This window comes from Enterobacter sp. Acro-832, from assembly GCF_011752745.1.
Taxonomy (GTDB): Bacteria; Pseudomonadota; Gammaproteobacteria; order Enterobacterales; family Enterobacteriaceae; genus Enterobacter; species Enterobacter quasiroggenkampii.
Window position 1 is genome coordinate 448552 of the sequence record NZ_VWWX01000001.1, and the last position, 23953, is coordinate 472504.

Consider the following 23953-nt stretch of genomic DNA (forward strand, 5'->3'; position numbering starts at 1 on the left):
AATGGTCGAAACCTTGCTGGAAGTCCGCAACCTGAGTAAGACCTTTCGCTACCGCACGGGGCTGTTTCATCGTCAAACTGTCGACGCGGTAAAACCGCTCAGCTTTACCCTGCGTGAAAAACAGACCCTGGCTATCATCGGCGAGAACGGTTCCGGGAAATCGACCCTGGCGAAAATGCTTGCCGGCATGGTTGAGCCCACGGCAGGCGAAGTATTGATTGACGATCATCCTCTGACATTCGGGGATTACTCTTTCCGCAGTCAGCGCATCCGCATGATCTTCCAGGATCCATCGACCTCACTCAATCCGCGCCAGCGCATTTCGCAGATCCTCGATTTTCCGCTGCGTCTGAACACCGACCTGGAGCCCGAGGCGCGCCGCAAGCGTATCTTCGAAACCCTGCGTATGGTTGGGCTGTTACCGGATCACGAAAGCTACTACCCGCACATGCTGGCCCCCGGCCAGAAACAGCGTCTGGGTCTGGCGCGTGCGTTGATTTTGCGCCCGAAAGTGATTATTGCTGACGAAGCGCTTGCCTCGCTGGATATGTCGATGCGTTCGCAGCTGATTAACCTGATGCTGGAGCTGCAGGAAAAACAGGGCATCTCGTATATCTACGTCACCCAGCATCTGGGGATGATGAAACACATCAGCGATCAGGTGATGGTTATGCACCAGGGTGAAGTGGTCGAGCGCGGCAGCACGGCGGATGTGATGGCCTCCCCGCTTCACGAGCTGACAAAACGGCTGATAGCCGGTCATTTTGGTGAAGCACTGACAGCCGATGCGTGGCGCAAAGACCGGTAAACAAACGTTGCAACGCTTAATAAGGATTAAATAGCCTTAATATGCTGTTTAATCCTTAATTTTTTCATCTCCATAGCTGCTCCATATTCTCAGCAAAATACATCAACAGTTCTTCTCCAGAATATCCGGACATTACGGAGGAGAAGAAATGAACAACGCCACTTACATTCTCAAATATACCGAGTATCTCATCAGAAAATGTCGTTCATTTTTAATGACAGACCTGTACTTTCATACTGTGAGGCTCAAGAAAGCATCGGGGAAGCATCCTGACATTAAATCCCCCACGACGTTGAGTGAAAAAATATGTCATCGTCTGGTTTATGACCACAATAACGTCTATACCCTGCTTGCCGATAAACTCGCCGTTCGGGAATACGTAATCTCCAGAACAACGCGAGTCAAAACGGTGCCATTACTCGGCGTCTACAGTAAGGTGTCCCAGATTGATTTTTCGACGCTCCCTGAAAAATTCGTCCTTAAGTGCAACCATGACAGTGGCAGCACAATAATATGTACGAACAAAGCGCAATTTAACGTCAGGGAAGCGTGTAAAAAACTCAGTCTCGCGTTAAAGAAAAATATGTACTACACCACGCGCGAATGGCAGTACAAAAACATTACGCCAAAAATACTTTGCGAACCGTATGTCGATCTCTTCGATGATGCAGACAGGAACACAGCGCCCGAAATGCTGAGGATCCATTGCTTTCATGGCGTTGCCCACTATGTTGAAGCGGATTTTACGGATGACAACGGCAAAGGTTTCATCAACGTTTACGACAGGTACTGGAACTTACAACCCTTTCAGATGGAATATCCGAATACACCGTTGGCGCCCGGCGAACCGGCCTTGTTCCGACAAGCGTTGCTGGCATCCCAGGAGCTGGCGGATGGCATTGACTACTGCCGCGTTGACCTCATGCTAAAAAAAGATGAAATCTATTTCAGTGAAATAACCTTAAGCCCGAGACGCGGTAAACTGTCGATTACCCCGCAGGAATGGGATGCTAAGCTAGGAAAAATATGGCATTTACCGCCGGCAGGCACATTTGACCTGCCGCTGACGCTCACGAGTCGGGCCAGGTGAGTTTAAATATCGAGTGGTTTTGCGTTGATAAGGTGTAGGTAACATCGCCACCATGCGCCAGCATGATGGCTTTTACCACCGACAAGCCCAAACCACAGCCTTCCGGGTTCAACTGTCTGGCGCCGTTATCGCGCTGAAAGGGCTGAAACAGGAAGTCATGAAACTCCCTGGGAATACCCGGTCCCCCATCCTGAATCAGGATAAAATTGCCTTTATCCGAAACACCATTTTTTACCGTGAGCTTGCGCGAAGTGGAATAGTGCAAGGCATTGTCAAATAAAACGGTCAGACACTGATTGATGCGTAAGGGATCGAATACACACTGCTGCTCCCTCAGTTCAGTATGGACGGTAAATGCCTTACGGTTGAACTCGGGCATGAAGGTATCGAGCGCGTCCTGTATTATCCCTTTCAGATCCGTTCTGGCCTTGTATAACGTGTATCCTGCCCCGCCATCCGAACTGATAACCCGGAGATCTTCAATCAGACGGGTTAATCCTTCCGTCTGTTTGAGGAGGTTAGTAAACAGCACCGGGTCCGGGGTAAACACCCCGTCAACCAGCCCCTGAAGCCTTCCGCGTAAAATGGTGACCGGGGTTCTGAGTTCATGCGCAATCGCAGCATTCCAGGATTTCCGCTGGATATCCAGCGTTTGCAGCTTTTCTGCCATTTCATTGAAATCCGTAACCAGGTGATTGATCTCTCCCAGCCGGGAACTGGCACAGAATGCTCTGGCGTCCAGATCGCCCTGAGAAATTTTTTTCAGGCTGGACGCGACCGCGTTTAGCGGGGTGAGTATTCGCGATGAAAGTTTGACCGTAAAGAATACGGCAATGATCAGGCTGATCGTTGTCGCGGTCCCAATCCATACCCAGTCCCACATCGTCATCTGCTCGTCATCGCCCGCAGCAGGGCCGCCGGGAAGATGATCCAGAATAAAGGAGTAAAAAAACCAGGAGCCCAGTATGGCGATGGCAATTATCGTAAACGTCAGCAACAGCATATACGTTAAGATCTGACGACTCAGGACAGATTCTTTATTCATTTCTTTTCCCCAAGCCGGTAACCCATGCCCCTGATGCTCTCGGGAACGCCATAAAGACCGGCCTGCTCCAGTTTTTTTCGCAGCTTGCTCATATGGCTGTCGACAGTTCTGTCGAGCGTATCGCCTTCCGGCAAACACGCGTTGAGCAACTCTTCACGGGAACAGACCTTGCGCGGATACCGCATCAGGTAAGAAAGCAATTTAAATTCGGTCGTCGTTAAGACCGGGGAGATAACCTCGGGCCCCGCAGTAACCTCCACGTAGAAATCATCCGGATAGACCGTAATGAATGGCGTTCTGAGCGGCAGGGCCCCCGCCTGCTGAAGCGCAGGCTTTGTTCTACGCAGCACCGCCTCAACCCGTGCGACAACTTCCGAAGGGTTGAAGGGTTTGATGACGTAATCATCCGCGCCGAGCCTCAGACCCATAAGTTTATCGACGTCCTGATCGAGAGCGGAAACCATAATGACGGGGACAGCACTTTCATGGCGAAGCGTGGTAAGCACGCTCCAGCCGTCACACACGGGCAGGTGAATGTCCAGCAAGATGAGATCCGGTTTATGGAGGCGATTGAGCGTTATCGCCTGCTCGCCCTGCCTGGCCCTGAGCGTTTTCATTCCCGAACGCTCTAAGTAGCTCATCAGTATATCGGCGATTTCGTCTTCGTCTTCAACAACAAGGATCAGCGTATTTTTGTTCATATTATCTCCGCGGGTGAAATCCCTTTAAGCACGCTATCAGATATCTTGAGCACAATAAGACACAGCCTCCGGGAAAAAGTGCCGTAGTCACGAAAATTTCCCGGTTGATTTAAATGCCCGGTTATTTCTCCACACAGCCTACACATTCAGTCAATAAAGACTCGACAATGTCCGTTCAAAATCGCTAATGAGGCATAACGCGTTGTGCATTGCGCGCTGCAAATTACCACTGTTTCTTAAAGATTTTATGAAGTTGGCTGAAGTAATGAACATGGAACTTTCTAAATATTTTTCTCCTAAAAAACTGGGCATATATTTCCTGTTTCTGCTGCTGTCGTGGGGATTACTTTATACCTGGCTGGTGCTGGTACACAGAATGGATGAGAAAGTCGCCTCGACGCTGCTCTCTTCACCCCTTATCTATGGCTGCATCGCATTGTCAGTGGTTTTTCTGGTCATACAAAATAAAGCCGGCGCGTTCATTGAGCTACTTATCATCGCCTTCTGGCTGATGGTGATTTTTGTTTATCTCATTATTACGTTCACCGTGCTGTTAAACGCGATGCCCGATATTGAGGATCTGATCTTTTACTATGAATGTTATTTGATCATTTTTTTTGGTGGAGCACCGCTGTACCTCATTATGAGAATGATCTGAGCCCTTGCTCCACACGGCCTCCATAAACCGCCCACTTCCGCTAAACAGGTGCGCGGTAGAGTCTCTGCCTCACTCTTTTGCACAAAAATAACCCAATGCCTCATTTTTTTATCGAACGTCCCATTTTCGCCTGGGTTGTGGCGCTGTTTATCGTCCTGACGGGTCTCCTGTCTATTCCTCGTTTGCCGGTGGCGCAGTATCCGGCGGTGGCTCCGCCAGGCATCATTATTTCCGTCAGTTACCCGGGGGCCAGCCCCGATATCATGAATACGTCGGTGATTTCGTTAATCGAGCGCGAAATCTCTGGCGTAGATAATTTGCTCTACTTCGAATCATCCAGCGACACAACCGGTTCGGCATCGATTACCGTCACGTTTAAACCCGGCACGGACATTAAGCTGGCGCAGATGGATCTGCAGAATCAGATAAAGATCGTCGAGCCTCGTCTTCCTCAGGCGGTAAGACAAAACGGCATTAGCGTCGAGGCCGCTAATGCCGGATTTTTAATGATGGTGGGGCTGAAGTCCACCAGCGGTCAATTCGAGGAAGCCGACTTAAGCGACTATTTTGCCCGAAACGTCAGTGACGAGCTTCGTCGCGTGCCCGGCGTAGGGAAAGTTCAGCTGTTTGGCGGCGAAAAAGCGCTGCGTATCTGGCTGGATCCGATGAAGCTCCACAGCTACGGCCTTTCGGTGAGCGATGTGCTTACTGCTGTTGGCCAGCAAAATGCCCTGGTTTCGCCCGGCAAAACGGGAGATGAGCCAGCATCTGCGGGACAAGGCGTAACATATCCCATCACCGTGAAGGGGCAACTCACTTCGGTAGAGGCGTTCAGAAACATTACTCTGAAATCAGATGCATCGGGCGCGAGGCTGAAACTGTCCGACGTCGCGCGCGTTGAGTCCGGCCTGCAAAGTTACGCTTTCGGTATCCGCGAAAATGGCGTGCCCGCAACGGCTGCGGCAATCCAGCTCTCGCCGGGTGCCAACGCAATGAGTACGGCTTCAGGCGTACGCGCGCGCATCGACGAGCTTTCCCAGGTATTACCGGAAGGAATGACGTTTACGGTTCCCTTCGATACCGCGCCGTTTGTGAAACTGTCTATCATGAAGGTGGTTCAGACCTTTGTAGAAGCGATGGTCCTGGTCTTCCTGGTGATGCTTCTGTTTCTGCATAAGATACGCTGTACGCTTATCCCGGCGATTGTTGCTCCCGTCGCACTTCTTGGCACCTTCACGGTGATGTTATTGAGCGGATACTCCATCAATATTCTGACGATGTTCGGCATGGTGCTGGCGATAGGGATTATCGTTGATGATGCCATTGTGGTTGTGGAGAACGTCGAACGACTGATGACGGAAAAAAGCCTCTCCCCACGGGATGCTACCCGGCAGGCCATGCAGGAGATCACCCCGGCGATTATCGGGATCACGCTGGTGCTCACTGCCGTCTTTATCCCCATGGGGTTTGCTGAGGGTTCGGTCGGGATTATTTATCGACAATTTTGTATTTCTATGGCGGTCTCCATACTGCTGTCCGCGTTTCTGGCCCTGACGCTAACGCCTGCCCTGTGCGCAACGTTGCTCAAGCCGCACAAGGCAGGAAAGAGCGGAAGTGGAAGGTTCGCGGCCAGGTTTAACGCGCGCTTCCGTTTGCTCACCATCTGTTACGAAGCCGGGCTGGGTGCCGTTCTGAAGCGAACCGGGCGTATGCTGCTCCTGTACGTTGCGCTTTGCACGGCGCTGTTTGTTGGATTGTCTTCGTTACCGTCGTCCTTTCTGCCGGATGAAGATCAGGGCTACTTTATGTCCTCTATCCAGCTGCCTTCTGATGCCACGATGCAGCGCACCCTCAACGTGGTTAAAAAATTTGAAGCGGAAATTGCGGCCCGGCAGGACATTGAAAGCAACATTATGATCCTGGGGTTTGGCTTTTCAGGTTCAGGAGCGAATTCGGCTATGGCCTTCACCACGCTGAAGGACTGGAAAAATCGGCAGGGCTCGACGGCTCAGGATGAAGCCGACCACATACAGGCCAGCATGACGAACGTCACTGATGCCGTCACAATGAGCCTGCTCCCGCCGGCCATTTCGGATATGGGCACCTCCTCGGGTTTCACCTGGTACGTTCAGGACAGAGCGGGAGCGGGCTATGAGGCTCTGAAGAGGGCCGCCGACGCGCTGGTTCTGCAGGCTAATCAACGCCCTGAACTCAGTGATGTCTATATAGACGGTCTGCCGGAAGGAACCAGCCTTGCGCTCCTGGTTGACCGGGAAAAGGCGGAAGCGATGGGCGTCTCATTCGATGAAATCAACCAGACGCTTTCCGTCACCCTGGGCTCAAATTACGTCAACGACTATACGAATAACGGCCGCGTTCAACAGGTGATTATGCAGGCCGATGCCCCCTACCGAATGCAGCCTGAACAGATACTGAAACTATCAGTGAAAAACCGGATGGGTGAGATGGTGCCGGTATCAACGTTTGCGACGATCTCCTGGAACGTTGCGCCGCAGCAGTTGACGCGCTATCAGGGTTATTCTGCTATACGGATTACCGGAAGTGCGGCGTCAGGCGTATCCAGCGGCACCGCAATGAAGATCATGGAGGGTTTGTCCAGGAGCCTGCCTCAGGGCATGGCGGGTGAGTGGGCCGGGAGTTCGTTGCAGGAGAAAAAATCGGAATCGCAGCTTCCGGGCCTGATCGCCCTGTCGATACTGGTCGTGTTTATGGTGCTCGCCGCCCTGTATGAAAGCTGGTCTATTCCTTTTGCGGTCATGCTGGTTGTTCCACTGGGCCTTATCGGCGCGGTGATAGCGGTTTTTGTTGCCGGCATGACCAATGACGTGTTCTTTAAGGTCGGTCTGATTACGCTTATCGGCCTGTCGGCCAAGAACGCCATTCTGATTGTGGAGTTTGCCAGGCAGCTGCATCGCGAAGGGCAACCCCTGCTGGCGGCGACCATTCATGCAGCCAGTCAGCGCCTGCGCCCCATACTGATGACATCGTTAGCCTTTACCTTAGGGGTTGTTCCTCTGATGCTGGCCACCGGTGCGAGCGACAGTACGCAGCATGCCATCGGTACCGGCGTGTTTGGCGGCATGATTAGCGGTACGCTTCTCGCGATCTTCTTCGTACCGGTTTTCTTTATCGTTATTGCGCGCTTCATCGGCAACATCAGGAAAGCGTGAACACCCTTGCGGGATCGCGCCTCCTCGCTGGTTGGATGAGGCGAAGCTGTTGCCGGGTGATATACTGGACGAATGCTGAAATTTCGCGCCCCCGCGTGTCCGCGACGCATTCTTCGGGACATGCGACTTCGGAGAAGTGCGAGAAATATCGTGACACAAGGGGCTGTGAGTGGGCTATAATTTCGAGCTAATTTCGAATGATTTTGAAATACTGCCTGTAACGCTATGAATTACAAGGCAAAATAAGCAATGAATATAAGGATTAAAGCTATGGGTTTTCTTTCCGGTAAGCGCATTCTGGTGACTGGCGTTGCCAGCAAACTGTCCATCGCATACGGCATCGCACAGGCAATGCATCGCGAAGGCGCTGAGCTGGCGTTCACCTACCAGAACGACAAGCTGAAAGGCCGTGTTGAAGAGTTTGCCGCGCAGCTGGGTTCCAGCATTGTTCTGGAATGTGACGTTGCACAAGACGAAAGCATCGACGGCATGTTTGCTGAACTGGCAAAAGCATGGCCGAAATTCGACGGTTTCGTTCACTCCATCGGCTTCGCTCCTGGCGACCAGCTGGACGGCGACTACGTGAATGCGGTTACCCGTGATGGCTTCAAAATCGCGCATGACATCAGCTCCTACAGCTTCGTTGCGATGGCGAAATCCTGCCGCGCGATGCTGAACCCGGGCGCAGCCCTGCTGACCCTGTCCTACCTGGGCGCTGAACGTGCTATCCCTAACTACAACGTTATGGGTCTGGCTAAAGCGTCTCTGGAAGCGAACGTACGCTACATGGCGAACGCAATGGGTCCTGAAGGCGTGCGCGTTAACGCCATCTCTGCAGGTCCTATCCGCACCCTGGCCGCTTCCGGTATTAAAGATTTCCGTAAAATGCTGGCACACTGCGAAGCGGTTACCCCGATTCGTCGTACCGTTACCATTGAAGATGTGGGTAACTCTGCAGCATTCCTGTGCTCTGACCTTTCCGCGGGTATCTCCGGCGAAGTGGTTCACGTTGACGGCGGCTTCAACATCGCTGCAATGAACGAGCTGGAAATTAAATAAGCTGTGACTCTCTTCCCGCCCGGGAAGAGAGTATTTCCCCCCGCGTCACCCCTTCGTTATTCCGTTCTGCTATTTGTTATCACCTAACAATATTTTTCCCTTTATCTGCCTTACGCCAGGATATTGATCGCCATTTTGAGATCAAGGAACGCACATGGAACAACGCCGTTTTTCCGGCAAAGGCCACTGGTATCACGAAACCCAGTCAAACCACGCGCAGACGGATGTTCTGCCCCTGGTGCCCGAAGCCGCTAACGTCGACGATCGTTTTTTGCTCGATTTAGCCCTGCCTGATGAGATTGTCGCCGCCTGTTCTGGCTGGCTTACTCCTGCCAGAGCCTTATGCCACCAGCTGTTTCCACTCTCAATTCCCGTGAACCGACTGCATACGCTCAGCGCTTACGATCGGCTCAGTACCGCGTTAACGGTCGCACAGGCCTGCGGCGTTCAGCGGCTCTGTAACCACTACGCCGCCCTCCTCGCCCCGCTTCCCGGCCCGGACTCCTCGCGCGAAAGCAACCGCCGCCTGGCGCAAATCACCCAGTATGCCCGCCAGCTCGCCAGCTCTCCTGATGTCATTGATGATAAAGCCCGGAACCAGCTTGATGAGGTGGGCCTGTCCACGTACGACATCGTGGTGATTAACCAGATTATCGGCTTTATCGGTTTTCAGGCGCGCGTGGTCGCGATTTTCCAGGCCCTGTTGGGACATCCTGTTCGCTGGTTGCCGGGGCATCATATTCAGCCGCACACGCTTCCCGCGAGCCACGATGCGTGGATGCCGCTTTTACCCGTCGTCGAGCTGCGCTACGCGAATGCGCATCAGCTGGAGTCCCTGTCCCGCTGGCAGGTCGAACCCGCGCTCGAGGCGTTGACGCCGGTGCTTTGTCATGAGCCGACGCTGCTCGACCTGACCGGAGAAATCCTGTTAAACAGCCGCGCAGAGATCCCGCAGACCTCCCCCGCACTTTCGGCAGCGCTCGAACTGCTGACCCGCTCTCCAGACCGCTTCAGCGCCGCGCAGTTTATCCCGCTCACGGATCAAGGACTCCAGGGTGAATATGCCATCACGCTGCTTACCCAAAGTGCGTTTGATGGCTGGCTCAATCGTCTGAAAGTGGCGTTTGGTAAAGAGGAATAACCACACTCATTACCCAAAGACCGCTTGCTGAGACAGTGAGAATCGCGTAAAACTGTCAGCCGCTCAATGGCTACGAAAATAGAACATTATGTTTCAGGACAACCCGCTGCTAGCGCAGCTTAAACAGCAACTGCATTCCCAGACGCCGCGTGCAGAAGGGGTCGTAAAAGCCACGGAAAAGGGCTTTGGCTTCCTTGAAGTTGACGCGCAGAAAAGCTACTTCATTCCGCCACCGCAGATGAAGAAAGTGATGCATGGCGATCGCGTCATGGCCGTCATTCATACCGAGAAGGATCGCGAGTCCGCCGAACCGGAAGAACTGATCGAACCGTTCCTGACCCGTTTTGTGGGTAAGGTGCAGCGAAAAGACGATCGCCTTTCTATCGTGCCGGATCATCCTCTGCTGAAAGATGCCATTCCCTGCCGCGCCGCCCGTGGTGTTGAGCATGATTTTAAAGAAGGTGACTGGGCCGTAGCAGAAATGCGCCGTCATCCTCTGAAAGGCGATCGCGGTTTTTATGCGGAACTGACCCAGTTCATTACCTTTGGCGCCGATCATTTCGTGCCATGGTGGGTCACGCTGGCACGCCACAATCTTGAAAAAGAAGCGCCGAACGGCGTGGCAACCGAGATGCAGGACGAAGGTCTGACGCGTCGCGATCTTACCGCGCTGGAGTTTGTCACCATCGACAGCGCCAGCACCGAAGATATGGACGATGCGCTCTACGCTGAAGAGAGCGCCGACGGCAAACTGCACCTGACCGTTGCCATTGCCGATCCAACCGCCTGGATTGTTGAAGGCAGCAAGCTTGACGAAACGGCGAAAATCCGTGCGTTCACGAACTACCTGCCGGGCTTCAACATCCCAATGCTGCCGCGTGAATTGTCAGACGATCTCTGCTCGCTGCGTCCGAATGAAGTGCGTCCGGTCCTTGCCTGCCGCATGACCATTGCTGCGGATGGCGCGATTGAAGACGATATCGAGTTCTTTGCCGCCACCATCGAGTCGAAAGCCAAGCTGGCCTACGATAACGTCTCCGACTGGCTGGAAAATACCGGTAGCTGGAAACCTGAATCAGACGCCATTGCCGCGCAGATCCGTCTGCTGCATCGCATCTGTCTGAACCGCGGCGAGTGGCGTCAAACCCATGCGCTGGTGTTCAAAGATCGCCCGGATTATCGCTTTGTTCTGGGTGAGAAAGGCGAAGTGCTGGATATCGTGGCCGAACCGCGACGCATTGCGAACCGCATCGTTGAAGAGGCGATGATCTCCGCCAACATCTGTGCCGCACGCGTGCTGCGCGATAAGCTGGGCTTTGGCATTTACAACGTTCATACCGGCTTTGATCCGGCGAATACCGAAGCGCTGGCAGCCCTGCTGAAGAATCACGACGTGCACGTCGATCCGGAAGAAGTGCTCACGCTGCCGGGCTTCTGCAAGCTTCGCCGCGAACTGGACGCGCAGCCATCGGGCTTCCTGGACAGCCGCATTCGTCGCTTCCAGTCCTTCGCAGAAATCAGCACCGAGCCTGGCCCGCACTTTGGTCTCGGCCTCGAAGCCTACGCGACCTGGACATCACCGATCCGTAAGTATGGCGATATGGTTAACCACCGTCTGCTGAAAGCGATTATCAAAGGCGAAACCGTTGCCCGTCCTCAGGAGGACACCACGCTGCAGATGGCCGATCGCCGTCGTCTGAACCGCATGGCGGAACGTGATGTTGGCGACTGGCTGTACGCACGCTTCCTGCAGGATAAAGCCGGTACGGATACCCGTTTCGCCGCAGAAATCATCGATATCAGCCGCGGAGGGATGCGCGTCCGTCTGGTCGATAACGGTGCTGTCGCGTTTATTCCTGCGCCATTCCTGCATGCTGTGCGCGATGAAATGGTCTGTAGTCAGGAAAACGGTACGGTGCAAATTAAAGGTGAAACAGTTTACAAAGTCACCGACGTGATTGACGTCACCATTGCTGAAGTCCGTATGGAAACCCGCAGTATTATCGCGCGTCCTGTCGCCTGATAATCTGTTCAATTGTCGGTCATTTCCTTTCCGGAAGTGCCGACAATTTTTCTTTTTACCCCCGCCACAAAAGCATTATTTTTTCTTACTATTTTCAGTCTCCCTTCGCCCAAATTCGCCATAATTATCTACAGTAAAAGAGTGTTGTTATATTCGGTTACGTGAATTTTTATACGCCCAGTATCCTTTTTAACCTGACTCGTTTTATTATCAGAAATCAGGGAAAAACAATAAGTTCACTTCGGTTTTACCGCTGTTTCTCAACGGAAAAGTCGACTGCAAATGAATAATTTGTGCGCTAATGAACAGCTGCGGGAGAAAACATGATGGACGATCTGGAGCAGAATTTGCTGTTTCGCTACATGGGGACTCACAGCCCATGGTGGCGTTTGTCAGCTGACAGCAATGCTCTGCACCTTGCCGCCAGTGAAAATGCCGATGTCACTCAGGTGATTGCGCTGGACGACGATCAGGCCGATCTTATCCGTCACTTAACCGTGATTACCTCCAGCATTTCCATGACGCTCTCGTTGTTCGGGGAAGACCTCCCGGTTCACCTTGTTGGGCGGAAAATTACCCGTAACGAGTGGGCCGGTACCGCTTCCGCCTGGCATGATACCCCCTCCGTGGCGCGCGACCTGGCTCAGGGGCTCTCTTTCGCGGAACAGGTCGTTTCAGAGGCTAACTCCGTGATTGTTATCCTCGATCAGAACGGCAATATTCAGCGCTTTAACCGACTGAGCGAAGAGTATACCGGCCTGAAAGAGCAGGAAGTGATTGGCCAGAACGTGTTTAAGCTGTTTATGAGCCGCAGCGAAGCGGCAGCCTCAAAGCGCAATATTTCCGGTTTCTTCCGCAACGGCAGTTCCTATGAAGTCGAGCGCTGGATCAAAACGCGTAAAGGGCAACGACTGTTTCTGTTCAGAAACAAATTCGTTCACAGCGGCAGCGGTAAAAATGAAATTTTCCTTATCTGTTCCGGTACCGATATTACCGAGGAACGCCGCGCTCAGGAACGGCTGCGCGTGCTGGCCAATACCGATACCATCACTGGCTTGCCAAACCGCAATGCAATCCATGACCTGATTTCTGACGCCATCACTCACCGCGGCGACACGCAGGTTGGCGTGGTGTATCTCGATCTGGACAACTTTAAAAAGGTCAACGACGCTTACGGCCATATGTTTGGCGATCAGCTGTTACAGGCTGTCGCGCTCGCCATTTTGAGCTGTCTGGATGAGGAACAGGTGCTGGCGCGACTTGGCGGTGATGAGTTTATCGTCATGGCCACCAATACCTCTCAGGGCTCTCTGGAAGCGATGGCGTCGCGCATTTTAACCCGCCTGCGCCAGCCGTTCCGAATCGGCCTGATTGAGATTTACACCGGCTGTTCCCTGGGCATCGCCCTCGCCCCGCAGCATGGCAACGACCGGGAAAGCGTGATTCGTAACGCCGATACCGCCATGTACACCGCCAAAGAGAACGGCCGGGGCAAGTTCTGCGTCTTCTCGCCCGAGATGAACCAACGCGTGTTTGAGTATCTCTGGCTGGATACCAACCTGCGTAAAGCGCTGGATAACGATCAGCTCCTGATCCACTACCAGCCAAAAATCACCTGGCGCGGCGAGGTCAGAAGCCTGGAAGCGCTGGTCCGCTGGCAATCACCCGAACGCGGTTTGATCCCACCGCTGGAGTTTATCTCTTATGCCGAGGAGTCGGGGTTGATCGTGCCGCTGGGCCGCTGGGTGATGCTCGATGTGGTTCGCCAGGTGGCAAAATGGCGCGATAAGGGAATAAACCTGCGCGTGGCCGTGAACGTCTCTGCGCGTCAGCTGGCCGACCAGACTATCTTTAGCGACTTAAAGCAGGCGCTGAAGGATCTTAACTTTGAATACTGCCCGGTGGATGTCGAATTAACCGAAAGCTGTCTTATCGAGAACGAAGAGCTGGCGCTCTCCGTGATCCAGCAGTTCAGCAGGCTGGGGGCGCAAATTCATCTCGACGATTTTGGTACCGGCTACTCCTCCCTTTCGCAGCTGGCCCGCTTCCCTATTGACGCCATAAAACTCGATCAATCGTTTGTCAGGGATATTCATAAGCAGTCCATCTCCCAGTCACTGGTGCGCGCCATCGTCGCGGTGGCGCAGGCGTTAAACCTGCAGGTGATTGCCGAAGGGGTCGAAAATGCAAAAGAAGACGCCTTTCTGACCAAGAACGGCGTCAACGAACGGCAGGGTTTTCTGTTTGCTAAGCCGATGCCCGCTGCCGCATTCGAGCGATGGCTAAAACGATATCAGGCGCGAAAGCAGCATTAACTGGCTTTACGCAAGCCCGCCGCGTGATGGCGGTTTTGCAGCATCACCAGACGCTCCATATAGGCGATATCTTTCGGTTCAAGGCAGAAAGCCGCGTCTACCCAGTCCTCCGTGATGTCCATCAGTTCACTGCGCGGCAATTGCAGAACGCGCGTCCGGGCGCGCAGCATCGCCCTCACGCCATTCAGTTTTGGCCGTAGCGTGTCGATGAAGGTTCGGGTGGAGACATAGCTTTGTCCGGGTTCAAACAGGAGATCCACCAGGCCGTGCTGTTCGTACCATTCCGCCGTATGGGATTCCCCTTTGTAGATGAGCTCCTCTGCCAGCTTCATGCCTGAACGGCGTGCAACCAGGGAATATCCCCCCATGCCCGGAAACAGGTTAAAGGCAATTTCGGGGAAACCTAAACGGGCATCGCGCTGAGCCAGAACGAAATGGTGCGCAAGAGCGGCCTCAAACCCACCTCCTAACGCGCTGCCTTCGACCATGGCCAGAGAGATGGCCCCCGTATCAAATCCCCGTGAGGCTGCATGCACGCAATCAACGCAGGCGCGCGCATAGGCCCGTAACGCTTCACGTCGACCGTGCTGAATGCACTCAACGAAGAACTGCAGGTCACCGCCCGCGTTATACATTTCGGGAACCAGCGATCCGGTCACCCAAAAATCAACCGCAAAACCAGACTGGCGGACGAGCCATGAAAAATTCATGATCTCCTCTATCAACGCATGGTTAAAGCAAGGCCGTGGCTGAGCCCGTAACATCATCCAGACGGTATGTCGCTCCGCCTCGTAATACCCTGACAGCTGGGTGAACCGTTCAGTATCGGTAAACAGTGTACAGGTAGGCTGATTGATAACTGTCATAGTCTACTTCCTCCTATAAAAAAGCGCGTTGCGCGCAGTTTTAGACTAATCCACTCAATAAGCCCGCTGTATGAGGGGGAATAATTTTATCACTTCCGTTTATGTAATTTAGTTATTGCATTTTTTCCCTTCTCTTTTGAACCCAATTTCTGCATCATTGAAAATATTAACTTTTCGCGCCTGGGGTGAGATTATGTCTACGATTGACGCACAAGCTGTAGCACAACGAATTGATACCGTGCTGGATATCCTGGTGGCGGGCGATTATCACTCTGCTATCCGTAATCTTGAGATCCTGAAGTCTGAACTTCTTGCTCAGCATGGCGCTGACGCTGCGCCCGAAAACAGACAGCCAAAAGCGCCGTGGGAAGTTTAACGCCCACCGTTTCCGACCTCGTTTCGCTTTATTAAATGGATGCTATGAATTCCCGACAACAACTCATTTTGCAGATGGTCATCGATCAGGGACGCGTAAGCGTAGTCGATCTCGCGAAAACCACTGGCGTTTCTGAAGTCACCATCCGTCAGGATCTTAATCTGCTGGAAAAACAGAGCTACCTGCGTCGCGCGCACGGCTATGCGGTCCCGCTGGACAGTGATGACGTTGAGACGCGCATGATGAACAACTATGCGCTCAAACGTGAACTGGCGGAATTTGCTGCCTCCCTGGTGAACAACGGTGAGACCGTCTTTATTGAAAACGGCAGCAGTAATGCCCTTCTGGCGCGAACACTTGCCGATCAAAAAGACGTTACCATCATCACCGTCAGTAGCTATATCGCGCATCTGCTTAAAGAGACGCGCTGCGAGGTGATTCTGCTCGGCGGTATTTATCAGAAAAAAAGCGAAAGCATGGTTGGCCCGCTGACCCGTCAGTACGTCCAGCAGGTTCATTTCAGTAAGGCCTTTATCGGGATTGACGGCTGGCAGCCGGAGACAGGTTTTACCGGCCGGGATATGATGCGCTCTGACGTGGTCAATGCCGTACTGGAAAAAGAGTGCGAAGCCATTGTGCTCACCGACAGCTCTAAATTTGGAGCCGTTCATCCTTACACGATGGGTCCCGCTTCACGCTTTAGCCGTGTGATTACCGATGATCGTTTGAGCGAAGCACATCGCAATAAACTCGAAGAGAGCGGTCTGATCGTCAATATTATTGAAACCAGCGCCTGATTTCCCTCCGCGCCCGAATTTCGGGCGCGCATGTTCTTTCTCTGAGATGATTCTTAACCCTGCTTTAAGAGTTTTTACCTGTATAACCTGCCCTAAAGTCGTAAAATTACTGTTAGCGATATAACAGGAAGTGACTATCACCTGCGTGATGAAGTAACGCCTGCGCGACCAGCTTTCACGGGGAAAAGAATTAAGTATTCGATTCGTCTATACTTAACGTGTACATCTTTCCGTGAATCGATAATTCAGGAGAAAGTATTATGACCTTAACCAGCAAAAAATTAGCCGCCGCTGTTCTGGCAATCACTGTAGCAATGTCCCTGAGCGCATGCTCTAACTGGTCTAAACGTGACCGTAACACCGCGATTGGTGCCGGTGCCGGTGCTCTCGGTGGTGCAGTATTAACGGATGGTAGTACGCTGGGTACATTAGGTGGCGCTGCTGTCGGTGGTATTATCGGTCACCAGGTTGGCAAATAATTATTATCTAAGCCTTCCTCGATATTGCGATATTTAAACGCATTTCAGGTCTGACATACGCACGTATATAACACGAGCCACGGCATTTGCCGTGGCTCATTTATTTTAGCCGCCTGCCAGTTTAACTTTCATGCCTTTGGCTTCCAGCAGTGATTTTATTAAATCACGTTTATCACCCTGGATTTCAATAACCCCGTCCTTTACGGCACCGCCGCAGCCACATTTCTTTTTCAGCTCGGCAGCCAGCTTAGTCAGTTCTGCATCATCCAGATCAATGCCTGAGATAAGGCAGACCCCTTTCCCCTTACGTCCGCTGGTTTGACGCTGAATCCGAACGATACCGTCTCCCTTTGGACGCTCCACTTTGGCTTTCGGTTCGTCTATCCGCCCGGAATCGGTTGAGTAGACCAGACGGCTGTTGGAATCGGTCATTACGCCCCCTTGTTCAGCGATGCATTGATAGCCTTAAGCGTCTCAGCCGGGTTTACAGACTGCGTCACCGGACGCCCGATAACCATATAGTCAACGCCCGCTGCCAGCGCCTGCTCAGGCGTCATAATGCGGCGCTGATCGCCCACATCGCTGCCCGCAGGGCGAATCCCTGGCGTGACGAGTTTAAAATCCTGGCCCAGTGCTGATTTGAAACGTACCGCTTCCTGCGCGGAGCAGACAACACCATCCAGGCCGCACTGCTGCGTCAGACGCGCGAGACGTTCAGCATGTTCCGCAGGTGACAACGTCACGCCGAGGTCGCGTAAATCACTTTCGTCCATACTGGTCAGCACGGTGACGGCGATCAGCAACGGCGCGTCCTTACCGAACGGCAGGAGCGCCTCACGGGCGGCGGTCATCATTCTTGCCCCACCCGACGCATGGACGTTGACCATCCATACACCCAGCTCTGCGGCTGCAGCAACGGCGTGGGCCGTGGTATTCGGAATATCATGGAATTTGAGGTCGAGGAAAACGTCAAAGCCGCGCTGTTGCAGATCGCGAACGATTTGCGGTCCAAACAGCGTGAACATCTCTTTGCCAACTTTCAGACGGCAGTCGCGAGGGTCGATACCGTCGACAAACGCCAGTGCAGCGTCACGCTTATTGTAATCAAGCGCAACAACAACAGGAGAATCCGTAATTACGCGGGAAGTGGAGGATGTAACAGACGTCATGACCAGCCCTTTTCGTCTATGGGCGCGCAGCGGCGCGGAACAGATAAACGGCCAGCATTCTACCTGCCGCCGCCGCAAATTGACAGAAGCCATTTATGTCCCTGCCAGGCTGGCAAACCGCACGGTGTTGAGAAAGTGCTAAAAGCTATCAGTATGTTGTAACTAAAATGAAGGCTTTTAAAAAATCACTGCCCGTCCAGGCCGCGGATTGGCTTGATGGTTGACCAGGCCCGGCATGAAGGACAATGCCAGTAGAGGGTATAAGCGGTAAAACCACACTTCTGGCAACGGTAGCGCGGCTTGCTGCGCACCTGTTCGCCAACCATGTCGCGCAGCACCATCAGGCTCTCTTTGGCGCGCCCTTCTTCCGCGTCGTTCAGGTGGTAATCCATCAGCTTATGGAAGACCCGCATCGTCGGATGACGCTGAAGCTGTCGGGTGATATAGACTTGCGCGGTGTCGCCACCCTCATACTGCTCAACAACGTCAGCGAGCATCAGTTCCGCGGTTGCGCCGGTATTCTCTTCCACGCAGCGACGCAGGAACGACACCCATTCTTCCTGCTTGTCCAGCTGTTGATAGCAGGTTTGCAGCATCTCCAGCGTTTCACTGACCAGCTCTTTGTCCTGATCGATAACCCGCAGCAGGCTTTCAACGGCTTTGGCGTAGTCGCCATTCGCCATAAAGACGCGCCCCATCATGATAGAGATACGGGCGCTGTTGCGGTCCGCGGCGGCACCTTTCTTCAGCAACGTCATGGCTTTATCCATGTCGTCGTTGCCCATCTGCTGAAGGGCAAGTTCACAGTAGAAATGGGCTATCTCAACGCGCTGCTTATCTTTACCCAGCTTCACCAGACGTTCGGCCGTATCAATGGCTTTTTGCCAGTCGCTGGTGGCCTGATAAATCTGCAGGAGCTGCTGCAACGCGCCGATGCGGAAATCTGTTTCATCCACCAGCTGAGCGAACATATCTTCAGCGCGATCGTATAACCCCGCGGCCATGTAATCTCGTCCCAGCTGTTGTACGGCCAGGAGTCGTTGATCGTAGGTCAGCGAGGCGCTTTCCATCAGGGTCTGGTGAATACGAATGGCGCGGTCAACCTCGCCGCGCGAGCGGAACAGGTTACCCAGGGTAAGATGCGCTTCAACGGTCCCCGTATCCTCTTTCAGCATGTCGAGGAACAGGTCCACCGCTTTGTCCTGCTGATTGCTCAGGAGGAAGTTGACCCCCGCAACGTAGTCGCGGGAGAGTCGGTTGGCCTCATCCTGTTTTGTTTGTTGCGCACTTCTGCGGCCCATATACCAGCCATAGGCTGCGGCGACAGGCAAAAGCAGAAACAACAACTCCAGCATCGTCGATTATTCCTTCACGACCGGCACGCCAGAGCTTTCCGGCATGTCGGACGCAGGCGCAATGTGATGTTCGAGTCGTTTGATTTTACGTTCTGCGCGCGCAAGCGAAACACGGACTTTTAACCAGAACAAACCGCAAACCAGCCAGCCAATGGCAAAGCCTGCAGCAAATAAGACCGCGAGCAGGCTCGACACACGGTATTCACCCTGAGCCAGCAGATAGTTAAACGTCACCTGCTGATCGTTTTGTGCACCCAATGTGACTGAAATGACAAAAATCGCCAATACCAGTAAGAAAATGAGTAAATATTTCACATTACTTCCCGTTATGTGGTTCAAGCGAATAAAGTGTGTTCAACTTAACGCAATCAGCCTTATAAACTACCATTTTAGTGACGGGCGCGAAACGGAAAAAGTGACGCGCACGTCATGGATCTATGGGCAAAATGCGGAATATCAACCGTCAGGCGTCCGTTTGGTCCCTTTCGGCTATTTCTTCTTTCTCTTCCGGCGGTGGCGTTAGCGGGCCGCAGAATCGTTCAGCCAGCCAGGTCGCCAGCATCACCAGCAGCCACGAGATGAGCGTGGCAACGACCAGATCCCGTGGCCAGTGCATCCCCAGCAGTAAGCGGCTGCCCATGACCGCTGTCGCCCAGCCCAGCAGAATCACGATAGTGACCGTTCGGCGTCTTGGCCAAAGCAGCCCAACCCCCAGCAGCGCCCAACTGGCGGCAAACATGGTATGGCCAGAAGGAAACGCGAACCCGGTCTCTTTCTGCCAGTGTTTTCGCAAGAATTTCGGGATATCCTGCTGTTCAGCAAGCTGTTCTTTGACCAGCGCGCCGCGATCTTTACGCTTTAAAGTGTAGAACTCATCCACCGGAACATGGTGCGTTTTTTCCAGCCAGACGACAAAAGGACGCGGCTCCTGAACGCGATCTTTCACCCAGGATTTTACGCCCTGACCGATAAGGATAGCGCCACCGAGGATCGCAAAGAGCATCAGCGCGGCGCGCAGACGAAAGCGCAGGCACCACAGAAACCAGGCGCAGAGGAGAACGTGGGTAATAATTCCCCAGGGCTGGGTGACCGTTTCCGTAATCCAGTATAACGTTTTCAACCACGTGGCGTTCTGCCCGGGCTGCCACATCCACCCGGAAAGCCATACGGCCAAAGGCATAATCAGTAAAATGGCCGCACCTGCTGCCGTACGTCTGGCGATTGAATGCATGTCTTCTCCTTTTTCGCTAAGCGTCACAATCATAACTGAAATTTATTCACCTGGTGGAGATGTCGGATCGTGCGTTTAACGTTCATATAGCATGGTGCCCATTAGGCGAACATGCTGAGCTTGTGGCAAAATAAACTGATACAGAAAGCAAAACAGGGCACAGGCACGAAACGTGTCAGCCTACTCTGGAGAATCACATGCAGCTTAAACGTGTGGCAGAAGCCAAACTGCCAACCCCATGGGGCGATTTCCTGATGGTGGGTTTTGAAGAACTGGCAACCGGACAGGATCATGTCGCACTGGTGTATGGCGACATTTCAGGGCAGACACCGGTGCTGTCCCGCGTCCATTCAGAGTGTCTCACCGGCGATGCGTTGTTCAGCCTGCGCTGTGATTGCGGTTTCCAGTTGGAAGCAGCCCTTTCTCATATTGCTGAAGAAGGCCGCGGCGTGCTGCTTTATCACCGTCAGGAAGGACGTAATATTGGTTTGCTGAATAAAATTCGCGCCTACGCGCTTCAGGACCAGGGCTACGATACGGTTGAAGCGAACCATCAGCTCGGTTTTGCCGCGGACGAACGTGATTTCACCCTGTGCGCCGATATGTTCAAGCTGCTGGGCGTGGACGAAGTACGTCTGCTGACCAATAACCCGAAGAAAGTGGAGATCCTGACCGAAGCCGGGATCAACATCGTTGAACGCGTACCGCTGATTGTCGGCCGTAACCCGAAAAACGCCCACTACCTTGATACCAAAGCCGCCAAAATGGGCCATCTGCTGAAAGAGTGATGCTACCTGAAATTGATGACAAACCCTGTTATCAACAACTTAGCCGTTTTTTGCCGGGTGACGCTGCGCTTACCCGGCCTACTGTAATTTGTAGGCCCGTGCAAGCGTAGCGCCGCCGGGCGAAACGTACATCAAGCACTTTGTCAGCAGTCTGAGCCCGGCACGCGTGCCGGGCTCGTTCATCAATCCAGCATCTTACGAATCACGTAATGTAAAATGCCGTCGTTCTGGTAGTAGGTCAGCTCGGTTGCCGTATCAATACGGCACCGGCAATCCAGCACCTCGGTTTTCCCGTCTGCCCGCGTTAACGTTACCGGCACCGTTTTACCCGGCTGCAGGTTTTGCAGGCCGCTAATGTCAATCTGCTCTTCCCCGGTCAGGCCCAGCGTTTTACGCGTCACGCCCTGCGGGAACTCAAGCGGCAGGATCCCCATGCCGATCAAATTCGAACGGTGAATACGTTCGAACGATTCGGCGATGACCACCCGAACGCCAAGCAGGCGCGGACCTTTCGCCGCCCAGTCGCGGCTGGAGCCGGAACCGTACTCTTTCCCGGCAATCACCGCCAGCGGCGTCCCTTCCTGTTGGTATTTAACGGCCGCATCATAGATCGACACGACTTCCGTTCCAGGCAGATGACGCGTCATGCCCCCTTCCACGCCCGGCACCATTTCGTTACGAATGCGGATGTTGGCAAAGGTCCCGCGCATCATGACTTCATGGTTACCGCGGCGCGAGCCGTAAGAGTTAAAATCGCGGCGTTCGACACCCCGGCTTTGCAGGTAACGGCCTGCCGGGCTATCGGCTTTGATGCTCCCCGCCGGAGAGATATGGTCCGTCGTGACGGAATCCCCCAGCATGGCCAGGATACGCGCGCCGTGGATATCCTTAAGCGGCGCGGGCTCGGCCTGCATCTCATCAAAGAACGGCGACAGACGAATATAGGTCGAGTCATCCTGCCAGCCATAGGTATCCGAACCTGCAACATTGATGGCTTTCCATTCCGGCGTGCCTTCAAAGACTTCCGCGTACTCTTTGCGGAACATCTCGGTAGAGACCTTCTCAACGGCCAGCGCGATTTCTCGCGAGGATGGCCAGATATCTTTCAGATAGACAGGGTCATTCTTGCGATCGTGACCAATCGGATCGGTCACCAGGTTGATATTCATGTTCCCTGCGAGAGCGTATGCCACGACCAGCGGCGGCGAAGCAAGCCAGTTGGTTTTTACCAGCGGGTGAATGCGCCCTTCAAAGTTTCGGTTACCGGAAAGAACGGCGCCTACCGTCAGGTCACCCTGCTTGATCGCCGTTTCGATGGGTTCAGGCAGTGGCCCGGAGTTACCAATACAGGTCGTACAGCCGTAGCCCACGAGGTTAAAGCCCAGCTCGTCCAGGTACGGCGTCAGTTTGGCCTGAGCCAGGTAGTCCGACACCACTTTGGATCCCGGCGCCAGCGAGGCCTTAACCCACGGCTGAGGTTTTAACCCAAGCTCGACCGCCTTTTTAGCCAGCAGACCGGCTGCCATCAATACGCTGGGGTTGGACGTGTTGGTGCAGGAGGTAATGGCGGCAATAACAACCGCGCCATCCGGAAGCTGATACTGATGCCCGTTCAGAACATAATCGACGGGACGATGGTCTTTCTGCGCCACGTTCACTTCCAGGGCATTGCTGGCGGCAAACGCTTTCGGCACGTCCGACAAAGCAACCCGATCCTGCGGACGTTTCGGCCCTGCGAGGCTCGCTTCGACGCTTCCCATATCAAGTTCAAGCGTGCTGGTGAAAACAGGCTCATCGCCCGGATTGCGCCACATGCCCTGCGCTTTGGTGTACGCTTCCACCAGCGCGACCTGCTCTTCGCTGCGGCCGCTAAGGCGCATGTACTCCAGCGTGACGTCGTCAATGGGGAAAAAGCCGCAGGTAGCACCGTATTCCGGCGCCATATTGGCAATGGTGGCGCGGTCGGCCAGCGGCAGCGAATCCAGACCGTCACCGTAGAATTCAACAAACTTGCCCACCACGCCATGCTTACGCAGCATCTGGGTGACGGTCAGCACCAGATCGGTGGCGGTAATGCCTTCAGAAAGCTTTCCGGTCAGCTTGAAGCCCACCACATCCGGGATAAGCATGGATACCGGCTGGCCGAGCATGGCGGCTTCCGCTTCAATACCGCCGACGCCCCAGCCCAGCACGCCCAGACCGTTGATCATGGTGGTATGCGAATCCGTGCCCACCAGCGTGTCCGGATAAGCGACCCACTCTTTATCCTGCAATTCGCTCCAGACGGCTTTACCCAGATATTCAAGGTTCACCTGGTGGCAAATGCCGGTGCCTGGCGGGACCACGCTAAACCGACTGAACGCCTGCTGTCCCCACTTCAGAAATACATAGCGCTCGTGGTTACGCTCCATCTCCAGACGCACGTTTTCGCCAAAGGCGTCATCATCACCGAAGTGGTCAACGGTGACGGAGTGGTCAATGACGAGGTCAACCGGGGAAAGCGGGTTAACTTTTGCCGTATCCCCGCCGAGACGCTTAACGGCTTCGCGCATCGCGGCCAAATCAACCACGGCCGGAACACCGGTAAAGTCCTGCATCAGCACCCTTGCCGGGCGGTAGGCGATTTCTCTGTCGGCATGGGCCTTCTCAAGCCACCCTGCCAGCGCCTGGATATCATCGAGTGTGACAGAGTCACCGTCCTGCCAGCGCAAGAGGTTTTCCAGTAAAACTTTCAATGACTTGGGTAAACGCGAAATGTCCCCAAGCGTTCTGGCAGCCAGCGGCAGGCTGTAGTAGTGCCAGGTTTTATTTTCTGCCTGTAATGTGTCCTTACTGGCTTCGCGTAGGGTTAACGACATAAG

Annotated in this window: 21 protein-coding genes; 12 read left to right on the plus strand and 9 right to left on the minus strand. The window is 53.8% G+C overall.

Annotated features, from left to right (window positions below; all coding sequences use genetic code 11):
* Window position 1 precedes the first annotated feature (1 nt).
* Together sapF and F3J31_RS02100 are read left to right on the plus strand one after the other, a co-directional pair.
* Window positions 2-808 (plus strand): putrescine export ABC transporter ATP-binding protein SapF, encoded by an 807-nt coding sequence (gene sapF, locus F3J31_RS02095; protein WP_008501227.1) that lies wholly within the window; start codon window positions 2-4, stop codon window positions 806-808.
* A gap of 148 nt (window positions 809-956) precedes the next feature.
* Window positions 957-1898 carry an ATP-grasp fold amidoligase family protein gene (locus tag F3J31_RS02100; RefSeq protein ID WP_167211089.1) on the plus strand — a complete coding sequence of 314 codons (942 nt, stop codon included), beginning with the start codon at window positions 957-959 and terminating at the stop codon, window positions 1896-1898.
* Here the strand turns inward: F3J31_RS02100 and F3J31_RS02105 are convergent.
* Both F3J31_RS02105 and F3J31_RS02110 read right to left on the minus strand, forming a co-directional pair.
* Window positions 1879-2943 carry an ATP-binding protein gene (locus F3J31_RS02105; protein ID WP_167211092.1) on the minus strand — a complete coding sequence of 355 codons (1065 nt, stop codon included), beginning with the start codon at window positions 2941-2943 and terminating at the stop codon, window positions 1879-1881. The genes F3J31_RS02100 and F3J31_RS02105 overlap by 20 nt on opposite strands.
* Window positions 2940-3644: a response regulator gene (locus F3J31_RS02110; protein ID WP_045908879.1), complete on the minus strand. Its 705-nt coding sequence runs from the start codon at window positions 3642-3644 to the stop codon at window positions 2940-2942. Before F3J31_RS02110 ends, F3J31_RS02105 begins: the two co-directional genes overlap by 4 nt.
* Before the next feature lie 271 nt (window positions 3645-3915).
* Here F3J31_RS02110 and F3J31_RS02115 point away from each other — a divergent pair, with 271 nt between their 5' ends.
* The 6 genes from F3J31_RS02115 to pdeR all read left to right on the plus strand — a co-directional run bounded on the left by F3J31_RS02115 (window position 3916) and on the right by pdeR (window position 14031).
* Window positions 3916-4302: a hypothetical protein gene (locus F3J31_RS02115; protein WP_044597947.1), complete on the plus strand. Its 387-nt coding sequence runs from the start codon at window positions 3916-3918 to the stop codon at window positions 4300-4302.
* 95 nt (window positions 4303-4397) lie between these two features.
* On the plus strand, window positions 4398-7493 hold the full coding sequence (locus F3J31_RS02120; protein WP_167211095.1) for a multidrug efflux RND transporter permease subunit: 3096 nt from the start codon (window positions 4398-4400) through the stop codon (window positions 7491-7493).
* A gap of 270 nt (window positions 7494-7763) precedes the next feature.
* Window positions 7764-8552, plus strand: coding sequence for an enoyl-ACP reductase FabI (fabI, locus tag F3J31_RS02125; protein ID WP_003856831.1), 789 nt, complete (start codon window positions 7764-7766; stop codon window positions 8550-8552).
* Between the two features lie 154 nt (window positions 8553-8706).
* Window positions 8707-9693 (plus strand): CMD domain-containing protein, encoded by a 987-nt coding sequence (locus F3J31_RS02130; RefSeq protein ID WP_167211098.1) that lies wholly within the window; start codon window positions 8707-8709, stop codon window positions 9691-9693.
* An 88-nt stretch (window positions 9694-9781) separates the two neighbouring features.
* Complete coding sequence (locus F3J31_RS02135) at window positions 9782-11716, plus strand: exoribonuclease II (RefSeq protein WP_032647557.1); 1935 nt, start codon at window positions 9782-9784, stop codon at window positions 11714-11716.
* A gap of 323 nt (window positions 11717-12039) precedes the next feature.
* On the plus strand, window positions 12040-14031 hold the full coding sequence (gene pdeR / locus F3J31_RS02140) for a cyclic di-GMP phosphodiesterase (protein ID WP_045908882.1): 1992 nt from the start codon (window positions 12040-12042) through the stop codon (window positions 14029-14031).
* On the opposite strand, the gene F3J31_RS02145 is transcribed toward pdeR, so the two are convergent.
* Window positions 14028-14897, minus strand: a complete 870-nt coding sequence (locus F3J31_RS02145) for a crotonase/enoyl-CoA hydratase family protein (RefSeq protein WP_032674921.1) — start codon at window positions 14895-14897, stop codon at window positions 14028-14030. The genes pdeR and F3J31_RS02145 overlap by 4 nt on opposite strands.
* Before the next feature lie 193 nt (window positions 14898-15090).
* Between F3J31_RS02145 and F3J31_RS02150 the strand changes: the two genes are divergently transcribed.
* From F3J31_RS02150 to osmB, 3 genes are all read left to right on the plus strand, one after another.
* Window positions 15091-15273: a hypothetical protein gene (locus F3J31_RS02150; RefSeq protein WP_045908883.1), complete on the plus strand. Its 183-nt coding sequence runs from the start codon at window positions 15091-15093 to the stop codon at window positions 15271-15273.
* A 44-nt stretch (window positions 15274-15317) separates the two neighbouring features.
* Window positions 15318-16070 (plus strand): DNA-binding transcriptional regulator YciT, encoded by a 753-nt coding sequence (locus F3J31_RS02155; RefSeq protein ID WP_045908884.1) that lies wholly within the window; start codon window positions 15318-15320, stop codon window positions 16068-16070.
* 260 nt (window positions 16071-16330) lie between these two features.
* Window positions 16331-16549, plus strand: coding sequence for an osmotically-inducible lipoprotein OsmB (osmB, locus tag F3J31_RS02165; RefSeq protein WP_008501216.1), 219 nt, complete (start codon window positions 16331-16333; stop codon window positions 16547-16549).
* A gap of 105 nt (window positions 16550-16654) precedes the next feature.
* On the opposite strand, the gene yciH is transcribed toward osmB, so the two are convergent.
* From yciH to pgpB, 5 genes are all read right to left on the minus strand, one after another.
* On the minus strand, window positions 16655-16981 hold the full coding sequence (gene yciH / locus F3J31_RS02170; RefSeq protein ID WP_045908885.1) for a stress response translation initiation inhibitor YciH: 327 nt from the start codon (window positions 16979-16981) through the stop codon (window positions 16655-16657).
* On the minus strand, window positions 16981-17718 hold the full coding sequence (pyrF, locus tag F3J31_RS02175; protein ID WP_126533741.1) for an orotidine-5'-phosphate decarboxylase: 738 nt from the start codon (window positions 17716-17718) through the stop codon (window positions 16981-16983). Before pyrF ends, yciH begins: the two co-directional genes overlap by 1 nt.
* Window positions 17719-17903: 185 nt before the next feature.
* Window positions 17904-19073, minus strand: a complete 1170-nt coding sequence (lapB, locus tag F3J31_RS02180) for a lipopolysaccharide assembly protein LapB (RefSeq protein WP_167211101.1) — start codon at window positions 19071-19073, stop codon at window positions 17904-17906.
* A gap of 6 nt (window positions 19074-19079) precedes the next feature.
* Complete coding sequence (locus F3J31_RS02185) at window positions 19080-19388, minus strand: LapA family protein (protein WP_008501212.1); 309 nt, start codon at window positions 19386-19388, stop codon at window positions 19080-19082.
* Between the two features lie 148 nt (window positions 19389-19536).
* Window positions 19537-20304 carry a phosphatidylglycerophosphatase B gene (pgpB, locus tag F3J31_RS02190; RefSeq protein WP_126533740.1) on the minus strand — a complete coding sequence of 256 codons (768 nt, stop codon included), beginning with the start codon at window positions 20302-20304 and terminating at the stop codon, window positions 19537-19539.
* A 197-nt stretch (window positions 20305-20501) separates the two neighbouring features.
* Here pgpB and ribA point away from each other — a divergent pair, with 197 nt between their 5' ends.
* Window positions 20502-21092: a GTP cyclohydrolase II gene (gene ribA, locus F3J31_RS02195; RefSeq protein WP_008501210.1), complete on the plus strand. Its 591-nt coding sequence runs from the start codon at window positions 20502-20504 to the stop codon at window positions 21090-21092.
* 182 nt (window positions 21093-21274) lie between these two features.
* On the opposite strand, the gene acnA is transcribed toward ribA, so the two are convergent.
* Window positions 21275-23950 carry an aconitate hydratase AcnA gene (gene acnA / locus F3J31_RS02200; RefSeq protein ID WP_032674926.1) on the minus strand — a complete coding sequence of 892 codons (2676 nt, stop codon included), beginning with the start codon at window positions 23948-23950 and terminating at the stop codon, window positions 21275-21277.
* Window positions 23951-23953 lie beyond the last annotated feature (3 nt).